The sequence below is a fragment of the Bacillus sp. FSL R9-9492 genome, from assembly GCF_038007365.1.
Classification (GTDB): Bacteria; Bacillota; Bacilli; order Bacillales; family Bacillaceae_G; genus Bacillus_A; species Bacillus_A mycoides.
The window spans coordinates 837,423-856,830 of sequence record NZ_JBBOXC010000001.1 but is presented as its reverse complement, the minus strand read 5'-3'; the positions used below and the strand labels follow the sequence as shown (position 1 = coordinate 856,830).

19 protein-coding genes are annotated in these 19,408 nt (G+C 35.9%); 6 read left to right on the top strand and 13 right to left on the bottom strand.

Annotated elements, in window-relative coordinates; translation table 11 throughout:
* Window positions 1-9: 9 nt before the first annotated feature.
* Entirely contained in the window at window positions 10-1,482 is a 1,473-nt protein-coding gene (gene entC / locus MKY70_RS04270; RefSeq protein ID WP_341023364.1) for a cell wall-binding protein EntC, read from the top strand.
* 175 nt (window positions 1,483-1,657) lie between these two features.
* On the opposite strand, the gene MKY70_RS04265 is transcribed toward entC, so the two are convergent.
* The 7 genes from MKY70_RS04265 to MKY70_RS04235 all read right to left on the bottom strand — a co-directional run bounded on the left by MKY70_RS04265 (window position 1,658) and on the right by MKY70_RS04235 (window position 8,219).
* The gene (locus MKY70_RS04265) at window positions 1,658-2,743 is read right to left on the bottom strand and encodes a DUF871 domain-containing protein (protein ID WP_060750007.1); all 1,086 of its coding nucleotides are present in this window, start codon (window positions 2,741-2,743) and stop codon (window positions 1,658-1,660) included.
* The gene (locus tag MKY70_RS04260; protein WP_002087437.1) at window positions 2,733-3,011 is read right to left on the bottom strand and encodes a hypothetical protein; all 279 of its coding nucleotides are present in this window, start codon (window positions 3,009-3,011) and stop codon (window positions 2,733-2,735) included. The genes MKY70_RS04265 and MKY70_RS04260 overlap by 11 nt, the downstream gene beginning before the upstream one ends.
* Window positions 2,987-4,297 carry a PTS sugar transporter subunit IIC gene (locus MKY70_RS04255; protein ID WP_341023356.1) on the bottom strand — a complete coding sequence of 437 codons (1,311 nt, stop codon included), beginning with the start codon at window positions 4,295-4,297 and terminating at the stop codon, window positions 2,987-2,989. The genes MKY70_RS04260 and MKY70_RS04255 overlap by 25 nt, the downstream gene beginning before the upstream one ends.
* A gap of 76 nt (window positions 4,298-4,373) precedes the next feature.
* On the bottom strand, window positions 4,374-4,679 hold the full coding sequence (locus tag MKY70_RS04250; RefSeq protein ID WP_002134545.1) for a PTS sugar transporter subunit IIB: 306 nt from the start codon (window positions 4,677-4,679) through the stop codon (window positions 4,374-4,376).
* Between the two features lies 1 nt (window position 4,680).
* Complete coding sequence (locus tag MKY70_RS04245) at window positions 4,681-5,001, bottom strand: PTS lactose/cellobiose transporter subunit IIA (protein ID WP_341023352.1); 321 nt, start codon at window positions 4,999-5,001, stop codon at window positions 4,681-4,683.
* Window positions 5,002-5,111: 110 nt separating this feature from the next.
* Complete coding sequence (locus MKY70_RS04240) at window positions 5,112-7,052, bottom strand: BglG family transcription antiterminator (RefSeq protein ID WP_341074461.1); 1,941 nt, start codon at window positions 7,050-7,052, stop codon at window positions 5,112-5,114.
* Window positions 7,053-7,130: 78 nt separating this feature from the next.
* Entirely contained in the window at window positions 7,131-8,219 is a 1,089-nt protein-coding gene (locus tag MKY70_RS04235) for a DUF871 domain-containing protein (protein ID WP_002029923.1), read from the bottom strand.
* Window positions 8,220-8,539: 320 nt separating this feature from the next.
* Between MKY70_RS04235 and MKY70_RS04230 the strand changes: the two genes are divergently transcribed.
* The 3 genes from MKY70_RS04230 to MKY70_RS04220 all read left to right on the top strand — a co-directional run bounded on the left by MKY70_RS04230 (window position 8,540) and on the right by MKY70_RS04220 (window position 13,082).
* Window positions 8,540-9,742: an MFS transporter gene (locus MKY70_RS04230; protein ID WP_002029919.1), complete on the top strand. Its 1,203-nt coding sequence runs from the start codon at window positions 8,540-8,542 to the stop codon at window positions 9,740-9,742.
* A 183-nt stretch (window positions 9,743-9,925) separates the two neighbouring features.
* Complete coding sequence (locus MKY70_RS04225) at window positions 9,926-10,915, top strand: NAD(P)-dependent alcohol dehydrogenase (RefSeq protein ID WP_289403114.1); 990 nt, start codon at window positions 9,926-9,928, stop codon at window positions 10,913-10,915.
* Between the two features lie 511 nt (window positions 10,916-11,426).
* On the top strand, window positions 11,427-13,082 hold the full coding sequence (locus tag MKY70_RS04220; protein WP_002010739.1) for a Na/Pi cotransporter family protein: 1,656 nt from the start codon (window positions 11,427-11,429) through the stop codon (window positions 13,080-13,082).
* Between the two features lie 34 nt (window positions 13,083-13,116).
* On the opposite strand, the gene MKY70_RS04215 is transcribed toward MKY70_RS04220, so the two are convergent.
* Complete coding sequence (locus tag MKY70_RS04215; protein WP_341023343.1) at window positions 13,117-14,115, bottom strand: YhdH/YhfP family quinone oxidoreductase; 999 nt, start codon at window positions 14,113-14,115, stop codon at window positions 13,117-13,119.
* 314 nt (window positions 14,116-14,429) lie between these two features.
* On the opposite strand from MKY70_RS04215, the gene MKY70_RS04210 reads away from it, so the two are divergent.
* Both MKY70_RS04210 and MKY70_RS04205 read left to right on the top strand, forming a co-directional pair.
* A complete protein-coding gene (locus tag MKY70_RS04210) occupies window positions 14,430-15,632 on the top strand; it encodes an LCP family protein (protein WP_341023338.1) in 1,203 nt (400 codons plus the stop codon).
* A 148-nt stretch (window positions 15,633-15,780) separates the two neighbouring features.
* Window positions 15,781-16,221, top strand: a complete 441-nt coding sequence (locus MKY70_RS04205) for a hypothetical protein (RefSeq protein ID WP_002029912.1) — start codon at window positions 15,781-15,783, stop codon at window positions 16,219-16,221.
* Between the two features lie 33 nt (window positions 16,222-16,254).
* Here MKY70_RS04205 and MKY70_RS04200 read toward each other — a convergent pair whose 3' ends face one another.
* The 5 genes from MKY70_RS04200 to MKY70_RS04180 form a co-directional block, all read right to left on the bottom strand.
* Window positions 16,255-17,028, bottom strand: a complete 774-nt coding sequence (locus MKY70_RS04200) for a sulfite exporter TauE/SafE family protein (RefSeq protein WP_341023335.1) — start codon at window positions 17,026-17,028, stop codon at window positions 16,255-16,257.
* Between the two features lie 33 nt (window positions 17,029-17,061).
* Window positions 17,062-17,541: a DsrE/DsrF/DrsH-like family protein gene (locus tag MKY70_RS04195; protein WP_002029908.1), complete on the bottom strand. Its 480-nt coding sequence runs from the start codon at window positions 17,539-17,541 to the stop codon at window positions 17,062-17,064.
* Between the two features lie 88 nt (window positions 17,542-17,629).
* A complete protein-coding gene (locus tag MKY70_RS04190) occupies window positions 17,630-17,989 on the bottom strand; it encodes a rhodanese-like domain-containing protein (protein WP_088035178.1) in 360 nt (119 codons plus the stop codon).
* An 11-nt stretch (window positions 17,990-18,000) separates the two neighbouring features.
* Window positions 18,001-18,231 (bottom strand): sulfurtransferase TusA family protein, encoded by a 231-nt coding sequence (locus MKY70_RS04185; RefSeq protein ID WP_002125390.1) that lies wholly within the window; start codon window positions 18,229-18,231, stop codon window positions 18,001-18,003.
* A 21-nt stretch (window positions 18,232-18,252) separates the two neighbouring features.
* Entirely contained in the window at window positions 18,253-19,389 is a 1,137-nt protein-coding gene (locus MKY70_RS04180; RefSeq protein ID WP_088035176.1) for an MBL fold metallo-hydrolase, read from the bottom strand.
* Window positions 19,390-19,408 lie beyond the last annotated feature (19 nt).

Sequence of the window (19,408 nt, the reverse complement as noted above, 5' to 3'; positions counted from 1 at the left end):
AGGATATTAATGGGATTATTACAGAATATTAATGCCTCGTTACGAATGCTTTGTAGTTTTGTGTTTTCCGCAAATAAGAAAATAATGGTTGCTATAATGAGGTCAACGAAAACAAATGCAATGGAGGCTATTATGAAAAAATTTATGGGTATAGCAACAGCAGCGGTTTTTGGTCTTGGGATTTTCACAACATCTGCTAAAGCAGAAACAATCGTAACGACTGATGTACTAAATGTACGAGAAAACCCAACTACTGAATCACAAGTTGTCGGAAAGTTATTAGATGGATATAAAGTTAACGTTTTACATACAGAAAACGGATGGTCAAAAGTTAAATTAAATAGTGGTAAAGAGGCTTTCATAAGCGCTGACTACACAAAAGATACTTACTACGTAACAGCAAACGTATTAAACGTACGTGCTGGAGCGAATACAGATTCAGCGATTCTTGGTAAATTGAAAAAAGATGATGTAATCGAAACAACACACCAAGTACAAAATGATTGGATCCAATTTGAATATAACGGTCAAACAGCTTATGTACACATTCCTTACTTAACAGGAAAAGCACCAGTTAAAGTTCAGCCAGTAGTTAAAGCTGAAAAAGTAACTAACGTTCAAGATACAGCTAAAGTTCGTGAAGCAGTTAAAGCCGGGGAAGTAGCTGAAACTCAAGCAAAAGCTAAGGCTCAAGAAGCAACTAAAGCTCGTGAAGTAGCTGAAACTCAAGCAAAAGCTAAAGCTCAAGAAGCAACTAAAGCTCGTGAAGCAGCTGAAACTCAAGCAGAAGCTAAGGCTCAAGAAGCGGCTAAAGCTCGTGAAGCAGCTAAAGCTCAAGAAGCAACTGAAGCAGCTAAAGCTCAAGCAGAAGCTAAGGCTCAAGAAGCAGCTAAAGCTCGTGAAGCGGCTAAAGCTCAGGCAGAAGCTGAAGCTCAAGCAGAAGCTAAGGCTCAAGAAGCAGCTAAGGCTCGTGAAGCGGCTAAAGCTCAAGAAGCAGCTAAGGCTCAGGAAGCAGCTGAAGCTCGTGAAGCGGCTAAAGCTCAAGAGGCAGCTGAAGCTCGTGAAGCAGCTAAGGCTCAAGAGGCAGCTAAAGCTCGTGAAGCGGCTAAAGCTCAAAAACCAGCTACACAACAACCTGTTGCGAAAGAAACTGAAACAAGTGCACCATCTTCTTCTCGTGAATTAAGAGTTGTAGCAACAGCTTACACAGCAGATCCACTTGAAAATGGTTACAAAGCAGGAGACCAAGTAAAATCAGCTATGGGTCATAACTTAACAGCTAATCCAAACATGAAACTAATTGCAGTTGATCCAAGTGTCATTCCATTAGGTTCAAAAGTATGGGTTGAAGGTTACGGAGTAGCAATCGCTGGTGATACTGGTGGAGCTATTAAAGGAAATAAAATCGATGTTTTAATGCCAGATAAAGGTACATCAAGTAACTGGGGACGTAAAACAGTTACAGTGAAAATTTTAAACTAATTACTATATAAAAAAGAGTCAGTCTCAACGTTGAGACTGACTCTTTTTTTATGATTCTTACATTCTTTCTCCTTCTCCCCCGTCCGAGTTAAATCTATCCCTTTGAATTCTATATACGATAGACTACTATTTCAACAGAAAAAAGAGTATGCTATAGCATACTCTCTTACCTTCCCTATTCCACACAAGTAAACTGTGTCCAAGCTCCTACATAATCTAGTAAGAATAACTCTTCTTCTGCAATTGTACCGACAATATTTTTCCGTTCATCTATTGGCATTTCTTTCAGAATGATTTGTAGTTCACCTTTATACTTTCCGAATAGGTTATTACCAATTACAACTTGCCCTCTTTCCTGTCGTACACTTTCGCGCACTGGGAAGTCATAGTCTTTGTACTTTTTACGTACTTCTGTAGAACGTACCATATACTCTGTTATGTCACCGCGTCTTACGTGTAATTCTTGCAGTGTCGCTCTCTTCTCTACTTCAGTCGCTTCGTCTACAAATTGTACCTTTAGCTGTAACATGTAACGATTTAAGTTTCCTAGTTTCTCTAACTCTTCTTCACTCGCATAAGCATTTCCGATAATGACATCATCAATAAGCCCTGTTGCCCATAAATGTTTCGCTTGTACTTCAATTGGTAAGTTACGATGTTGTTCTAACGTACATAATCCGTCATTAATATCCCATGGACCGATGTCAGCTGCATGCGATGTAATAAAGGCTGCACTGCGAATACCATGCTTTTTGAAGCGTTCACTACAGCGAATGAAATAATCATACGGAAGACCAGTGAATTTTTGCGGATAAAAATTGTGACAACCAATTAAAGCTGATTTATTCGCTTGATGCGAAAGGATATTTTCTAAATAGGCAATATCATTACTTACATTCAGCTCAATTTTTAAACCATATGGATTATTCGTCATTTTCGCTTCTGTTAACCCGTCAAACCCTACATCTAAACGAATTCCATCCGCGCCTAGCTCTGCAAAGAACGATAGATCACTATAACTAACACCAAGTTGATCGAATACAGCTGGAGCTACATCTAAAATAACTTCCATATTGTTATCTTTTGCATGATTAATAATTTCTTTAAATTCAGCTACAATTTCTTCTTTCGGACGATTAACAGACAGTAAACAAGTGAATATTCTTGAAAAACCGTGGCGTGCCGCTGCCGAAATGTATGCCATATCTTGTTCTTTCGTTGAATGCTCTGGATAAAGTGAAATTCCTAATTTACGCTCCATGCTTTTGCATCTCCTTCACACGTTGTATTAATGCCATGCTCGTAAATCTATATTTTGCAGATAAACATGTTGCACATAAAATCGTTGGTACGATTATAAAGTACGGTGATTCTAAACTAAATGCCACATAAGCTCCCATTGAACATCCAATAAATAATATCGACACAAGTAGTAAAACTAATAGCGATTTACTTTGTACCCACTTTGAATAATGTGCAATACACTGCCCCGCCACGAATGTAATTAAGATGATAATTGCTCCGAGCATTCTGTTTTCTCCTCTCCTGCTAATTGTTGCTTCTCATACATTTTGAAGAATGGATAGTAAATAACGAATGAGATAACAAAGTTAACAAGTACAAGTACACCGGCCATAATTGTCCAGTCCGTACTAATAATCGCTGCAATTGGCGCTAACATCGTAAATGGCAGCTTCGCCATCATGAGCGGAATCACACCTGAAACAACTGCGAAATATGATACTGTCGTTGTAACTAGCGGTGTAATAACGAATGGAATAATTAAGATCGGGTTCATTACAATTGGTGCCCCGAAAATAATTGGCTCGTTAATATTGAATAATCCTGGTACGAATGATAATCTACCTAACTCTTTTAAGAACTTAGATTTAGAGAACATAAACATAATTACTAAAGCTAACGTTGAGCCTGATCCACCGATCCATACGAACCATTGAATAAATTGCTCTGTAAATAAGTTTGGTAACTGATGTGCATTTCCTGTAGCCGTGAACACTTCCATATTTTCAAGAATTGCTGAATCCCACATCGGACGGATGATTGGTCCTAAAATCGCTGGGCCATGTATACCGAACGACCAGAAGAACACGATTAAGAATACTGTTAATAAACCGCCGATTAAATTATTTCCTACTAATACTGATTTTAATGGTGCGATTAAATATGTGATTGTTGTGTTTACATCAAATTTCAAACCGTAACGAATACCCCAGAATAAAAGAATAACTACTAGAGTTGGAATTAATGCTGCAAACGAGTTTGCAACTGCTGGTGGTACACTATCTGGTAATTTAATCGAGATATTATGCTTAATCATAAAGTGATAAATTTCTACTGCAATTAATGCTGTAACAATTGCTCCAAATAAAGAAGTTGCACTTAATGTTCCTACTGAAATATATCTACCTGCATCAATAACACCTGGTACAGCTTTTGTTATTTGAATTGGTTCAACTGATGCTAGTAAAAAGGCGAGTACAGATAATAATCCTGCACTTAATTGATTGAGCTGATAAAAGTTCGCGAGTGAGGCCCCTACCCCAAATGCTGCGTATAAAGCCATTAAGCCTACTGTAAATCGGAATGGAATATCTAAAATATGACGAAACGGTGCAATCCACTCCATATATGCATCAATTGGTAAGTTTAAAAAGATAACGAAAAATGACCCGACAATCGTTAACGGTAATGTAGAAATAACTCCATTTCGAATTGCTAATAAATGTCGTTGCCCCGCAATCTTTTGCGTTGTTGGCATAATCTTCTGTTCCATAAAACTCATAAAACCATTCATCGATAACCCTCCCTATGTTCAATCTGACAAAAGTAAAAGTTATAACATTATAATGTTTATATTTAAAAAAATATAATTACGCTAAAACTAATTGTTCAGCTTGCTTAAGTACTTTCAAACCATCACACATACCATAATCTCGCTGCTCTATAATTGCAACTGGTATATCGTATGACTTTGCAAGAAACTCTACCGCTGGAAACAAATACTTCACCTGTGGTCCAATTAAAACAACATCAGCATTTTTCATTTCCAGTTTCACAAGTTCCGAATCAACTGCTTTAATTTTATAATCCTTCCCTTGTTTCTTTGCCTCTTCTTGCATTTTTCTTACAACCATACTCGTTGACATGCCTGCTGCACAACATAATAAAATGTACATATTACACTGTCACTTTCTCTTCCACTCGTTTATGAAGAGTAATAAATTCCTCAGCAAGTTCTTTCACTGTAATGGCATTCATTAAATGATCTTGTGCATGCACTAATAATAAACTTATCTCTGCATGATTGCCTCTTGCTTCTTCTTGAATTAAATCGGTTTGAATACGATGAGCGGATGATATTTCCTCACTAGCAAGTTCCATCTTTTCACTCGCATTCTGAAAATCTCCTTGTCTTGCAAAAGCAATTGCTTCAAGTGCCGCGCTTCTCGCGTTACCACCATGTAAAATTAACGCAAATGGAGTTTCCATATCAGTCATTTTAAATTCCTCCAAGCTATGTCTTTTCTATATTTTCATCTTATTATGAAAACGCATACAATTAAACATAAAAAACTTCCGTTATGTAACGGAAGTTTTAATATACTTTTTCATAATGATAGTAAGATTTCTTGAAAATCATCAACAGCTTGAGCCTGATGCAATTTTTCTATTATAGTTTGATTAGACATAATATCATATAAAAAATCATAAAGCTTTTGTAAGTCTTCATTATTATTGCGCTTCACACTAAATAAAATAATAACTTGTACTTTTTTATCTCCCCAGTCAATCGCCTTATCGAGTGTACAAAACATCAAAAATGTCGTATCGCTTAATAATTGCATCGGATGCGGAATTGCCACTAAGTTTCCAACCTCTGTAGGAGATGTGTTCTCTCTCTCCATAACAGAAGCATAAAAGTTTGCGGGTACATAGTTTTTCTCAGCAGCTTTCTCACATAAAAACTGAATAACCTCTTCTTTCGTAGAAGCACTACGATTTAAGAAGATCAAATCTTCCTTAATATATTGCTGCATACTATCATTCACATGTGTAAATAACTGCTTACCAATTGATTTAATCTCTTTATCATCAAATATTGAGTTTACCTTTATAACCGGAACAGGCAAACCACTCGGTATATGAATCGTACTAATAATACAATCTATTTTATCTTTATAAAGATCTTCCACTTTCAATTGATAGTATCCTGTAATACCTACAATCTCTAGTTTATCTCGGAAATGTGATAGAATTTTATATTTCAGTAGTTGTGCACTCCCTTGACCAGTTGCACAAACTAATAAACATCTTTTCTTTTGATTATTTTCCTGCAAGCGGCTCATCGCCCCGCCAAAGTGAATGGCAATATAACCAATCTCACTCTCTGGAATGGATTCACCCGTATATTCACCAATTATATCTCCAACGAGAACTGCAATTTCAAAAGCATATGGATAATTTTTTTTCACTTCTGCCAAAAGAGGATTCCTCGTATTTAACTTATATCTCAAACGATTTAATAACGTTTTTAAATGAACACCAAAACCAAATAATAATTCTTCATCATAATAAAAAGTAAGATTCCGTTCTTCCGCTACTTTGAAAAGAATATGCTGCATGAATGCATATACGTCTTTCCCTAATAACTCTTCCACATTTTCATAGCGATCTCTCGCTGTAACAGCAGTACTTAATAAATGCATCGTCACATATAAAATTTCTTCTTCTGGAAATTGAAGTTTTAGCTCTTCCCCTAAATTCCCTAAAATTTGTTTCGCAATTTTATATTCTTTCTTTATTATAAGTTCAGATTCCTCTACATGCAGTGCTTGAATGTAATGATCATCCCTGCATCTCTTTAAAGCAATCGCAATATGAATTGATAAATTATCAATTTCTATATCTGATAAATATATCGTTCCTCCCTCGATATACTTTAGTATAACTGAGCGGATGAGAGAAATATGGGGTAACGATAAATATGTGTCCGTCTGCTCATAGTTCTCATGAAACCGAGTATGGTCATAACGTGGCAAACCATATTGTGATAAACAAGAACGAATATTAAATTCTTCTCCTACAATACGTATACCATAATATGGTCTTTTTTCAATTTGTAACTCATAGCGACTACAAATATCCGTAACATCTTTCATAATTAAGTTTACAGTAGATTTACTCACATAAATCTCTTCCGCTAGCTGTGAAAGCTTCACATACCCATCTGTCGTTAAAATACGGTGTAAAATATAAGCTACTCTTTCTTCATAAGAAGTTGGAATCTTTTCTGTCTGTTTTTGAAATACATTTACGCAAAAATCTTCAAACTTCTTAGTTTGTATAATTTCTAGTTCGTACCCATTCCCTCTTTGTGATTCAATTTTCGCTCCGTGTTCTTCCAATATATCATTTAATAATTTTATATCCTTTTGAATCGTCTTCGTTGATACGTGTAAACGGCTCGCTAAAAAAGCTCGATTTAACATCGATTTCTCTTCTAAAAACTCCTCTAAAATGGAAATTAATCGCTGATGCACTTTTGTCATAGCTCTTCCTCTCGCTCTTTATATAAAAGGGAAAAAGCCACTGAAATCAGTAGTTTTTTCCCTTTTATCCCGCGTTCATTATTTCTTTAGCGTAAATCCAAACTTATCCCAAGCTTGTAAATAATCTAATAAGAAGATTTCTTCCTCTATAATTCGGCCAACTACATTTGTTTTTCCTGTATTCACCATATCTTTTAAAGCAATTTGCAATTCACCTTTATATTGGCCATATTGCTCATTATCAATTAAAAGATCGCCACGCTTAATTTCACGCGTATTATGCGGTTTAAACTCTTCTTTTTTATATTTCACACGACTTTGTGTAGAACGAATCATATATTCAGATACATCCCCGCGATAAAAATGAGGTTCTTCTAATACGATAATTCTTTCTAAATCTGTTGTTGTATCGTATAGTTCTATATCAAATGTTTGTTTCTCTTTATTTAACGCACCTAGTGCTTGTAATTCTTCTTCTGAAGCATAAGCATTCGCAATAATAACATCATCAATTAATTCTGTTGCAAACAAATGCTTCGCCTGTGTTGTCATCGGTAATTCGCGATGCTGCTCTAACGTACATAACCCTTCTGTTACTGGCCAAGGTCCATATGTTGCATCGAATGATGAAATAAAAGCAGCTGTTCTCATACCGTAATCTTTAAATTGTTTCGAGCATTTAATGAAATGATCGTATGATAATCCTGAATAACGATGCGGATAGAAATTATGACAGCCAATTAAATTTTCACGATTTGGTCTATGACTCATAATGTTATCTACATACTTCGTACCGTTACTCATATTAATCTCAATTTTTAAACCGTATGGATTGTACGTCATAATCGATTCTTCTAAACCAGAGAATCCAACATCTAAACGGATACCGTACGCTCCTAACTCATGGAAGAACGATAAATCATTATATGAAATACCTAATTGTGTAAAGACAGACGGACTAATATCAACTAATACTTGGAACCCTAATGCATTTGCATGAGAGATCGTTTCTTTAAACTCTTCTATAATTTTCTCTTTTTCGCCATCTACAGATAATAAACATGTGAATACACGTGTAAATCCGTATTTACTCGCTAATGTTACATACTCTTTATCTTTCTCTACTGTCGAATGTTCTGGATAAATAGAAATACCTAATCGTCTCATATGTACACGCCTCTTTCTTCATCATATTGTAAACCTTTTCAAATATATGTAGCGAAAAAGTATGTATCCCCTTTTCTTCCACTACAATTTGAATCCGCTTTCTTTAAAGAAAAAACAATTTCTATCATTCATAACAACTACTAGTCTATACATCTATACTTTACATCTTTTTTTCATAGTTGTGTAGCTTTTACACAAATTTGTCAGTTTTTTTGCCTCGAAAATTGTTATACGTTTTCAAGGCACCTTCCTTGACTGTTACGTTGACCAATACATATACTCGAAAGAATAGAGAAAACTTTTATATAGGGGATGAATATATGGGAGAGGCAGTACTCGTAAAACGAGAACCGTTATGGACAAAAGAGTTTATTGCGCTAATTCTAGCAAACTTATGTATGTTTTTAGGATTTCAAATGTTAATTCCAACTTTACCTGTTTATGTGAAAGAAATTGGGGGCACAAGTTCAAATATCGGATTCGTTGTCGGCATGTTTACCGTTGCAGCACTTTTTATTAGGCCGCTAACTGGAAATGCCTTGCAGAAATTCAACAAAAAAATCATTTTAATGATCGGTACCGCTATTTGTTTACTCGCTATGGGCAGTTATCTTTTCGCTTCAACCGTTTTCCTATTGCTTGCCGTTCGAATTTTACACGGAGCTGGTTTTGGTATTACAACGACTACATACGGAACTGTCGTTTCAGATTTAATTCCGCAAGCTCGCCGCGGTGAAGGCATGGGGTATTTCGGTCTTTCTGGAACTATCGCCATGGCGCTCGGTCCGCTTATCGGACTTTGGCTTATGCAAGCATATAACTTCACGATTCTTTTTTTATGTGCACTTTCATGCACAATAGTTTCATTAATATTAACGAAACTACTTCAAATCAAAAAATCGCCGCAACCACCACAGCAAACATCTGGTACCTTTCTCGATGGATTTATTGAGCGTAAAGCTTTACTTCCTTCATTATTAATATTATGTATTACATTAATGTACGGGGGAATTGGGAGCTTTATCACATTATTTGCTACGGAAGTCGGGATTGCTGATATCAGTCTCTTCTTTTTATTTAACGCACTTGCAATCGCTGTAACTCGCCCGTTTTCTGGAAGATTATATGATACGAAAGGCCATACATTCGTCATCATTCCAGGAGTTATTATTACGTTTACAGGTATTATCTTGCTGTCGTATACAACTACAATTCCGAGTTTAATTATTGCCGCAGCGTGCTACGGCAGTGGTTTCGGAGCAATTCAACCGGCACTACAAGCATGGATGATTGACCGAGTAGCACCGCACCGGAGAGGAGTAGCAACAGCAACATTCTTCTCAGCATTTGATCTTGGAATTGGTGCTGGAGCGATTATTTTTGGATTCATTGCACACTTTACCAACTATGCAACTGTATATCGATATTCCTCTCTATTACTTATCGCTTTTCTTTTCATTTACATCACAAGCTTACGGAAGCAAAAACAGGGGGATAAAACAAAAGAAAAAGCCGTTGGGTAATGCTAATTGGTTCTTTTTCGAAGTACTTAGACCAAAAAATCATGTATACACATTTGTAAAAAGCAGTGGATTCCTAAAAAAATCACACTGCTTTTTGCATTGTATTGAAGAGTGAACCGCTGTTCTATTTATTCATGTTGTTCGTATGATATTAATATATAGAACGAATTGGAGGAAATATTAATGAAAGCAATAGTGTACACAAAATACGGTCTCCCCGACGTTCTTCAACTGAAAGAGATAGAAAAACCTGCTCCTAAGGACAATGAAATACTAGTAAAAATAAAAGCGACAACCGTAACAGCAGGAGATATTCGCTCACGAAGTTTTACGGTCCCCTCTTCTGTTTGGCTACCCGCTCGAATCGCACTTGGCTTTAAGCAACCAAAAAAACAAATACTTGGAATGGAATTAGCTGGTGAAGTTGAATTGGTAGGAAAAGACGTCACACGATTTAAAAAAGGAGACCAAGTTTTTGCAGCTACCCAAGTAAATTTTGGTTCTTATGCTGAGTATATTTGTCTACCTGAAGATGGAGCAGTGTGCATGAAGCCCTCCAATATATCCTATGAAGAAGCCGCAGCCATCCCAATTGGAGCACGTACAGCTTTGTTTTTCCTTAGGAAAGCTAACGTTCAAAGCGGTCAAAACATTCTTATTTACGGAGCTTCTGGAAGTGTCGGAAGTTATGCAGTACAAATTTCCAAGTATTTCGGCGCAACAGTTACAGGTGTGTGCAGTAGCTCCAATTTAGAATTGGTCAAATCTCTAGGAGCTGACGAAGTAATTGATTACACCACAAAAAATTTTTCTACTACAGACGAAACTTATGATGTTATCTTTGAAGCGGTAAACAGGAGCTCCTTTTCAGAGTGTATTAAAATGTTAAAAGAAGATGGTACCTATATAAATATCGTTGAACCGTTACCAAGTGCTCAAATGTTCTGGACTAAATTGACAAGTCGCGTGAAACTCATATTAAGTCAAAACGCACCTGAAACTTCCGAAGCATTAAATTTCCTTAAAGAACTTGTTGAGGACGGTAAAATAAAAGTGGTCATTGATAGGCAATACACTTTTGAGGAAATTATTGAAGCTCACATATATGTTGAAAAAGGACATAAGAAGGGAAATGTCGTCATCACTATGGAGCATAATGACGATTCTAAATAAAGAAAAAACACTTTGCATAATTGTTAAAATGCAAAGCACCGAAAGTTTTTAACATAAAAAGGCAGAGCAAATTCATATGCGAATTGCTCTTTTTTATTGTTGCGAGCATCTCAAAAGAAAACAGTTTAAAATAATTTAATCGTTTTTTACTTTCATTAAATAAATCCATTTCAAACCTCCCCCGTTTCCCTACATATTTTTCTAACTTTAATCAAAAAATATGCAAAGAACCATTATTATAAATAAGGTGACACTTTACTTAGCGCATCCAATTTGGATAGTTTACCTCTCCTATTTTTACTATCCGCAAATAGTGTGATGAATGTGACTTCTTTACAAACCGATCAGATATATCATCTAAAAAACCAATTAAATCCAGGTGTTTCTTTAAAGATTTGTAAACTTTTTATCCCTTTGTAAATTTAGTGTAAATTTTACTGATAAACCGTTTACAGTGCCTCAAGGTTTAGTTAATAATTACATCGTACATGAAATTTAAGGAGTGGAATGCGTGGAATACAATATTCAAGATATGATTTTCCAGTTCATTGGTGGATTAGGTATTTTCTTATTCGGGATTAAATACATGGGCGATGGACTGCAACAAGCAGCTGGAGATCGTCTTCGCGATATTCTAGATCGTTTTACAACAAACCCTCTTATGGGTGTACTAGCAGGTATGTTAGTTACAGTATTAATTCAATCAAGTTCAGGAACAACCGCTTTAACAGTCGGACTTGTAAGTGCCGGATTTATGACATTAAGACAAGCAATTGGTGTTATTATGGGTGCGAACATCGGTACGACAGTTACTGCATTCATTATCGGGATTAAAATCGGAGAATACGCTCTCCCAATTATGGCAGTTGGAGCAATCTTACTATTCTTCTTTAAAAATAAAAAAGTACATTCTGTAGGTCAAGTTGTATTCGGTTTTGGTATGTTATTCTTCGGTTTAGAATTAATGAGCGCAGGTATGAAACCTCTTCGTTCTTTAGAGTCATTCCAAGAGTTAATGGTTAGCATGAGTGATAATCCAATTTTAGGAATTGTTGTTGGTACAGTCTTCACTTTAATTGTACAAAGTTCAAGTGCGACAATCGGTATTTTGCAAGAACTATTCGGTCAAGGTGCAATCGATTTGCAAGCTGCTCTTCCTGTATTGTTCGGTGATAACATCGGTACGACAATTACAGCCGTATTAGCAGCAATCGGTACTTCAATTGCAGCAAGACGTGCAGCATTAGTTCACGTTATCTTTAATATTATCGGTACCATTATCTTTACGATTATATTAATACCATTTACAAGTTTAATTCAATATTTCCAAACGTCATTAAACTTAAATCCAGAAATGACAATTGCATTTGCACACGGGACGTTTAACGTAACGAATACAATCATTCAGTTCCCATTCATTGCAGTATTAGCCTGGATTGTAACAAAAATTATTCGTGGTGAAGATGCATCTATTAACTTCAAACCGCAACATTTAAATCCAATCTTTATTGAGCAATCTCCAGCTATCGCTTTAACAGAAGCTCAAAAAGAAATCATTCGTATGGCTGAGTTTTCATTACATGGATTAAAAGAAGCAAACCAATTTTTAAATACACAAGATAAAAAACATGCTGACATGGCTACTCAATTAGAAGGAGCTATTAACAATTTAGATAAAAAAATTATTGAGTATTTAGTTTTACTATCAGAAAAACCACTTTCACCAACAGACTCTGAGAAACATTCTGTTTTAGCAGGTGTTGTTGGAGATATTGAACGTGTCGGTGATCATGTAGAAAACCTTGTAGAACTTGTAGATTTCCAAATTTCAAACCGCGTTTCACTATCAGATGAAGCACTAGCTGAATTAAATGAAATGCTTGAATTAACAATTTCAACATTACAAGATGCAATCAATGCTTTAACAAACTTTGACACTGAACTAGCTCAAACTGTTATTGCAAAAGAACGTAAAATTGACCAAATGGAACGTGTTCTACGTAAACGTCACGTATTACGTCTGAACGAACGTAGCTGTTCAGGTGATGCAAGCATCATCTACGTTGATATGGTAAGTAACTTAGAGCGTATCGGTGATCACGCTGTAAATATCGCTGATGGTGTTTTAGGTGAACAAGGAAAAGTAAATTTAAAACAATCATTATAATAGGAAAGAGACGCTAATTTAAGCGTCTCTTTTTTCATTTCATCTTTACAACCGTTCTTCCTTTTAACTTTCCTTGCAGTATAAGTGTAAACTTCTCATCTAATTCTTTTAATGTACATTCTTCTGTATAAGATAATAGCTCTGAATTTTTCCACTCACCTGCTAGCAATGCCCACACGTCTCTTCTCACATCTACTGGACATTGAACTGAATCTATTCCTAAAAGGCTAATCCCTCGTAATATGAATGGGTATACAGTTGTATTTAATTCATGCCCTGCTACGTTACCACACGTTGTTACACAGCCTCCATACTTAACTACCTTTAAAGAACTTTCTAACATGCTTCCGCCTACGGTATCGACAACCCCAGCGTATATTCCTTTAAGCATCGGTCTTCCTGATTCATCACTCAACTCCGCGCGATGAATCATCTTTTTTGCACCTAAACGTAGCAGCATCTGTTCCTCTTCCATTTTCCCAGTCGATCCTACTACGTTATATCCTAGCTTCGCTAAAATGCTAACTGCTACACTGCCTACTCCGCCCGTAGCACCCGTTACTAAAACATCTCCCATACTAGGCATAATTCCCGCTCTAATAAGCTTATATACCGATAGGGCAGCTGTAAAACCTGCTGTCCCGTACATCATACTTTCCTTCAAAGACATTTCTTTCGGTAAAGGAACAACCCAAGATGATGGCACGCGAATATATTCTCCGAAACCACCAGAAGTATTCATACCTAAATCATATCCAGTTACAATAACTTGATCGCCTTCCTGAAAGGCGGTATTCCCACTACTAACAACCTCTCCCGCTGCATCGATGCCTGGTGTATGAGGATATGTTCTCGTTACACCTTTATTACCAGTAGCTGAAAGGGCATCTTTATAATTTAATGAAGAATAATAAACACGTATTAATACGTCTCCTTCAGGTAAACTATTGACTTCTCTCTCAACAAGCTTTCTTTCAAATTGATTATTTTCTTTTTCGTTCACGACAATTGCTCGGAATGATGTATGATTCATTATGCTCTCTCCTTCATCCGTAAAATCTTTCTTTATTATATAAGAAGTACATATACAGCTAATCACATCTTCTTGGCTATATTTCAACAAATCTTACTTCTCTATCACTTTCTCACATTACATATTTTCATTTCTACTAAAACACATTATACTTGTTCTACATCTTAAAAATAAAATATAGAAAATCTGACTTTTTATAAATAAATTGAATTTTTACGAAATGTAAATGATTTGTAATGTTTTTTTTCGCTAAATTTCATTATAATAAGTGGATATGAGTGTCGTATTTCAATTCAAATGAAGGAGTACAAGAAATGGAGCAAAACCCATCTTTGCAAGAAAATACACGCAATAAACCGAAAAAAGGTAAGAAAAAAACAAAAATTATTATAAGCGTTATTCTATTAGTTTTAATAATAGGTGGCGGTTATACATGGTTTTTAGTAAATAAAGCATCTTCTGCTGTTCGAAACGCCGCTCACGATTTAGCACGCGGTGATAAGTCTGATTTACGTGCTAAAGCTGTAAAACCTATTACAAATAACGTCTCTGTCTTAATAATGGGCGTTGATGAAAGCGATGTCCGCGGAAAAGAATATGGTGAAGCTATAAGAACGGATGCACTATTACTTGCAACGTTTAATAAAGATAGCAAAACTGTAAAACTATTAAGTATTCCACGAGACACATATACTTATATTCCAGTAGAAAAGAAAAAAGATAAAATTACACACGCTCATGCATTTGGTTCTACTAAAAACGGAAAAGATGGTGGACCACAAGCTAGTATTGATGCAGTTGAAAAATTAATGAATGTTCCCGTCGATTACTTTGTAAAATTCAACTTTAAATCATTCATGAAAATCGTTGATGATTTAGGCGGCATTGAAGTTGACGTACCAGTTGAGTTTACTGAACAAGATAGTAATGATAACGCCGAAGCAATTCACTTAAAAAAAGGTGTTCAAAAGTTAAATAGTGAAGAAGCTCTTGCTCTTGCTAGAACACGACACGTTGATAGTGATGCGATGCGTGGTCAACGTCAGCAACTCGTTATTGAAGCCATTTTAAAGAAACTAACAAGCGTTGGATCCGTAACAAAAGTTGGTAACATAATTGATGATATTAACGGACAATTCGTTACAAACTTAACATTCGATGACATGCTTTCATTCTATAAATATGGATCGGATTCGGAAATTGAGAAATTACAACTTCAAGGTGAAGATTGTTACATGGCAAAAGGTGATGATACATGTAGTAAGTCAGCTGGTGGTGGTCGAACTTACTATTACAATCCAGATAAAAAAGAATTAGCTAATGTTACAAACGAACTTCGTAGTCACCTTGGACTACCTGCCTATACAAAATCTGATTCTGATTCGAAAAAAACAACCTCAGAGAAAACAAAAGAATCTAAGTCTGAAAATACGAGTGAACGCGAATCAAGTAACGATGAAACTCAAAATAAGAATAACAGTGAAGATACAGAAACATCGTCTAATGACAATGAATAAAGTGAAGCAGTGCTCTATGGAGGTAGAGCACTGCTTCTTTTTAATGCTTTCAAAATAAAAAATCAGAACTTTCCAACTATCTTTTTTAATATTTTTAAATTATAATAAATAATAGTAATCTATTCCAATTATCAGGGGGCCCACGCATATGAAAGCTGCAGTAAAACATAACATTTCAGATTTTAAAGAGTACTTAAAATCAAACGATATATACATGGAAGAAAATATAGATGAAAATGATGGTTCGGTACATTTTTCAGTAGGATTAGAAACAGAAGCTGGCGCAAAAATTCAACTTATCGCTGCTTTCCAAAGCGAACATCCTGCTGTGGATATATACTGCTTCAATGTTGCTCTTGTACCTGATTCAACATCAACAAATGATATTTTACATGTCATCAATGAATTAAACACATCTTATCGATTTGCAAAATTCACGCTAAACAAACAAAATGCAATTGATATTTCAACATCTCTTGCATTCTCAGAACCAAACTTTAATCCCGCACTTGTCTTTGAACATACGAGAATGCTATATAAACTGGCAAACGATGAATATAAGAACTTAATGAAAGTTATTTGGGCGTAAATAAAAAGATGGTGCTACAAGAGCACCATCTTTTTATTTCGATATCATATCAACCCACATCTTTATCGCAGTTCCTACAATTAAAGTAGACAATACGTATTGCAAAACTTTTTGATTCACTCTCTTCCCTACTCTCACTCCAAGAGGAGCGGCAAATAAACTTGCTATCGCAACGATAAGAGCCGGAATAACAACTATTTGTCCAGTAATCACTTTCCCCGTCGTAATCCCTACCGAGGAAATAAACGTAATAGCGATAGATGTTTCTATTGTTGTACGTATCGGTAGTTTTAAAACAACTAGCATAATCGGTACTAAAAGAAATGCACCACCAGCCCCAATAATGCCGGAAACACTTCCTACAATAAACGCTAGCAAACTAGCGAGCCACTTATTGTACGTAATTCCTTCTGTCCCCTTACGATTGCTTCGCTTCGGTATAAACATCATAATAGCCGCAATAGTAGCTAGTAATGTGTAAACAACGTTTACAGCATGCTCATTTAATAGATTCGCACTAAAGCTACCTACAAAGCTTCCTATTAATATACTAGCTCCCATATACACAACTAAAGTTTTATCCATATCGTTACTTTTCCTGTACGCCCACGCGCCTGCAAAAGTTGCAAAGAATACTTGAATCGCTGTAATACCGCTCACTTCATGTGATGTATATCCAGCAAATCCTAGCAATACTGGAATGTATAAGATCATCGGATAATTAATAATTGCACCGCCAATACCAACCATTCCTGAAATAAACGAGCCTATAAACCCAATAATAAAAAGTAGTACTGTTAAACTCATATTGTATCCCCTGCCTTCTAAAAAGAAGGTGATTTAAATAAATAAATTCACATTCCCATCCGAAGCATCTGCTAAATATGCACCTACTCCTGCAAACTCTACCCCTTCCATAATCTCTTCCTCTTTTAACCCTAATAAATCTACTGTCATTTGACAAGCTACAAGTTTAACTCCCTGTTCTTTCGCCAAATCAATTAAATCTGGTAAAGGCATCGCATTATGTTTTTTCATAATACCTTTAATCATCTTTGGTCCCATACCGGCAAAATTCATTTTTGATAATCCCATCTTATCCGCACCACGCGGCATCATTTTTCCAAATACTTTTTCTATGAACGTTTTCTTTACCTTCACATGTTCATCTTTCCTTAAAGCATTTAATCCCCAAAAAGTATGAAAAATAGTTACCTCTTGATCATACGCCGCTGCACCATTTGCAATAATATAAGCAGCCATCGCTTTATCATAATCTCCGCTAAATAAAACAATTGTTGTTTTCTTCTGTTGTTCCATGTTGTTCTCCTCCTAATTACCTGTAGGGGTATTTTAAAAATTGTAAAAAGACTCAAATTATCTAGCTACACCTGATACTACTTTCTCCTTACAAAACGTTCATACCGCCTGAAACATTTATAATACGCTGAAATCCTAATTTCTTTAATACTTTTGCTGCGTGCTTACTTCTCATCCCGCTCTGACAAATAACGATTATTTCCTTATTTTTATCTAATTGATTTGCTCTACTAGCTAACTCATTTAGCGGGATATTCTGAAATCCCTTCATATGATTTCCTCTATATTCACCTACTGTACGAACATCGATAAACTGCTTTCCCTGTTTTCCCACTATACTCTTTAATTCTTTTCCATTTATATTTTGAACACCTTTCACCGGTAAAACACGTGAAATAACAAACCATACAGCAATTAAAATGAAAAGCGTACTTAATATTGTATTCATATAAACAACCTCTACGCCTTCTTAATCCAAAACTTCAGCACATCGTCTTCTATATTATGCTTTACTATTTCATGACCGCCTGTTTTTGACCATGCTGGAATATCTTTTACTGATCCTTTATCCGTTACATGTACTTCTAACACTTCTCCAGTTTGTAAAGCATCCATCGCTCTCTTCGTTCTTACAATCGGCATTGGACATGCTAAACCTTTCGCATCTAATACTTGTTTTACATTCATCATCTATTCCTCCAGTTTGTTATTTTATAATGAATCATGAACTGCACAACGATTTGGGCCAATCTCCATTTCACGCTCTTCTTCCACACTCGGATAAATCTTACCCATATTCGTTTGACGAATTTCTTCATATGCATTTGGCTGAGGCGGTAAATTCTCTGTCACCGTTTTACGAAACTCTACCTCATCGGCAATATTTAATCCTACATTCTCCTTGAATAGATTTTGTAGGTTCGCACGCACAATACCTTTCTCATCCATTTCACTTATTTTTGAATAATGAGCTGGTAAAACAATTAAATCTTGAGACAGTTCCTTATAAAGTTTATATAACGTATTTCGTAAATCACTCACCCAATCTTCAGCCTTTCCAGCAAGATCCGGGCGGCCAATTGAATCTACAAATAATATGTCCCCTGATAATAAATACGTCTCATCAATAATAAATGATGTACTTCCAATCGTATGCCCTGGTGAGTATAGCGCATCAATATGAATTAGGGTACCCCCCACCGTAATAACAGTACCTTCTACAAGCGGTTCGTAAGAAAAAACGACTTCCTCCGCATCTTTTGGAGGTAACCAATACGTACCGCCTACTTTTTCAGCTAACTTACGCCCACCAGAAATATGATCTGCATGTAGATGTGTATCCATTACATTAGTAATAGTAGCTCCGTGCTCTTTTGCAAAATCTTCGTATACTTCAATCGTTCTCACCGCATCAATGACTGCTGCTTCACCCTTTGAAACTACCATATAAGATAAGCATCCTTTTCCAAGACGATTAAATTGATATATACTTCCCCCGCCCTGTATATCCCCTACCTTTACCGGCTTCACATACTCACTCCAAGCTTTCATACCGCCAGCTAAATAATAAACATTATTGAAACCAGCATGTAACAATTGCTCTGCAACAAACTGCGAAGAACCTTCTTTCGCACATACGACTAAAATTTCTTTCTCCCTCGGCAATTCATCTACGACATGATCTACACCATCTAATAAGTCAAAATACGGTTTATTTATAGAAGAAACTTGTTTTCCTTCAATTTTCCAATCTTCATAGTCCGTTTCATTACGAACATCTAAAATAAACAATTCTCCGAATAAAACTTTCTCTGCGACATCTTTTGCTTGTAACGGTTTAACACTCATTCAATTACCCCCTGAGGTA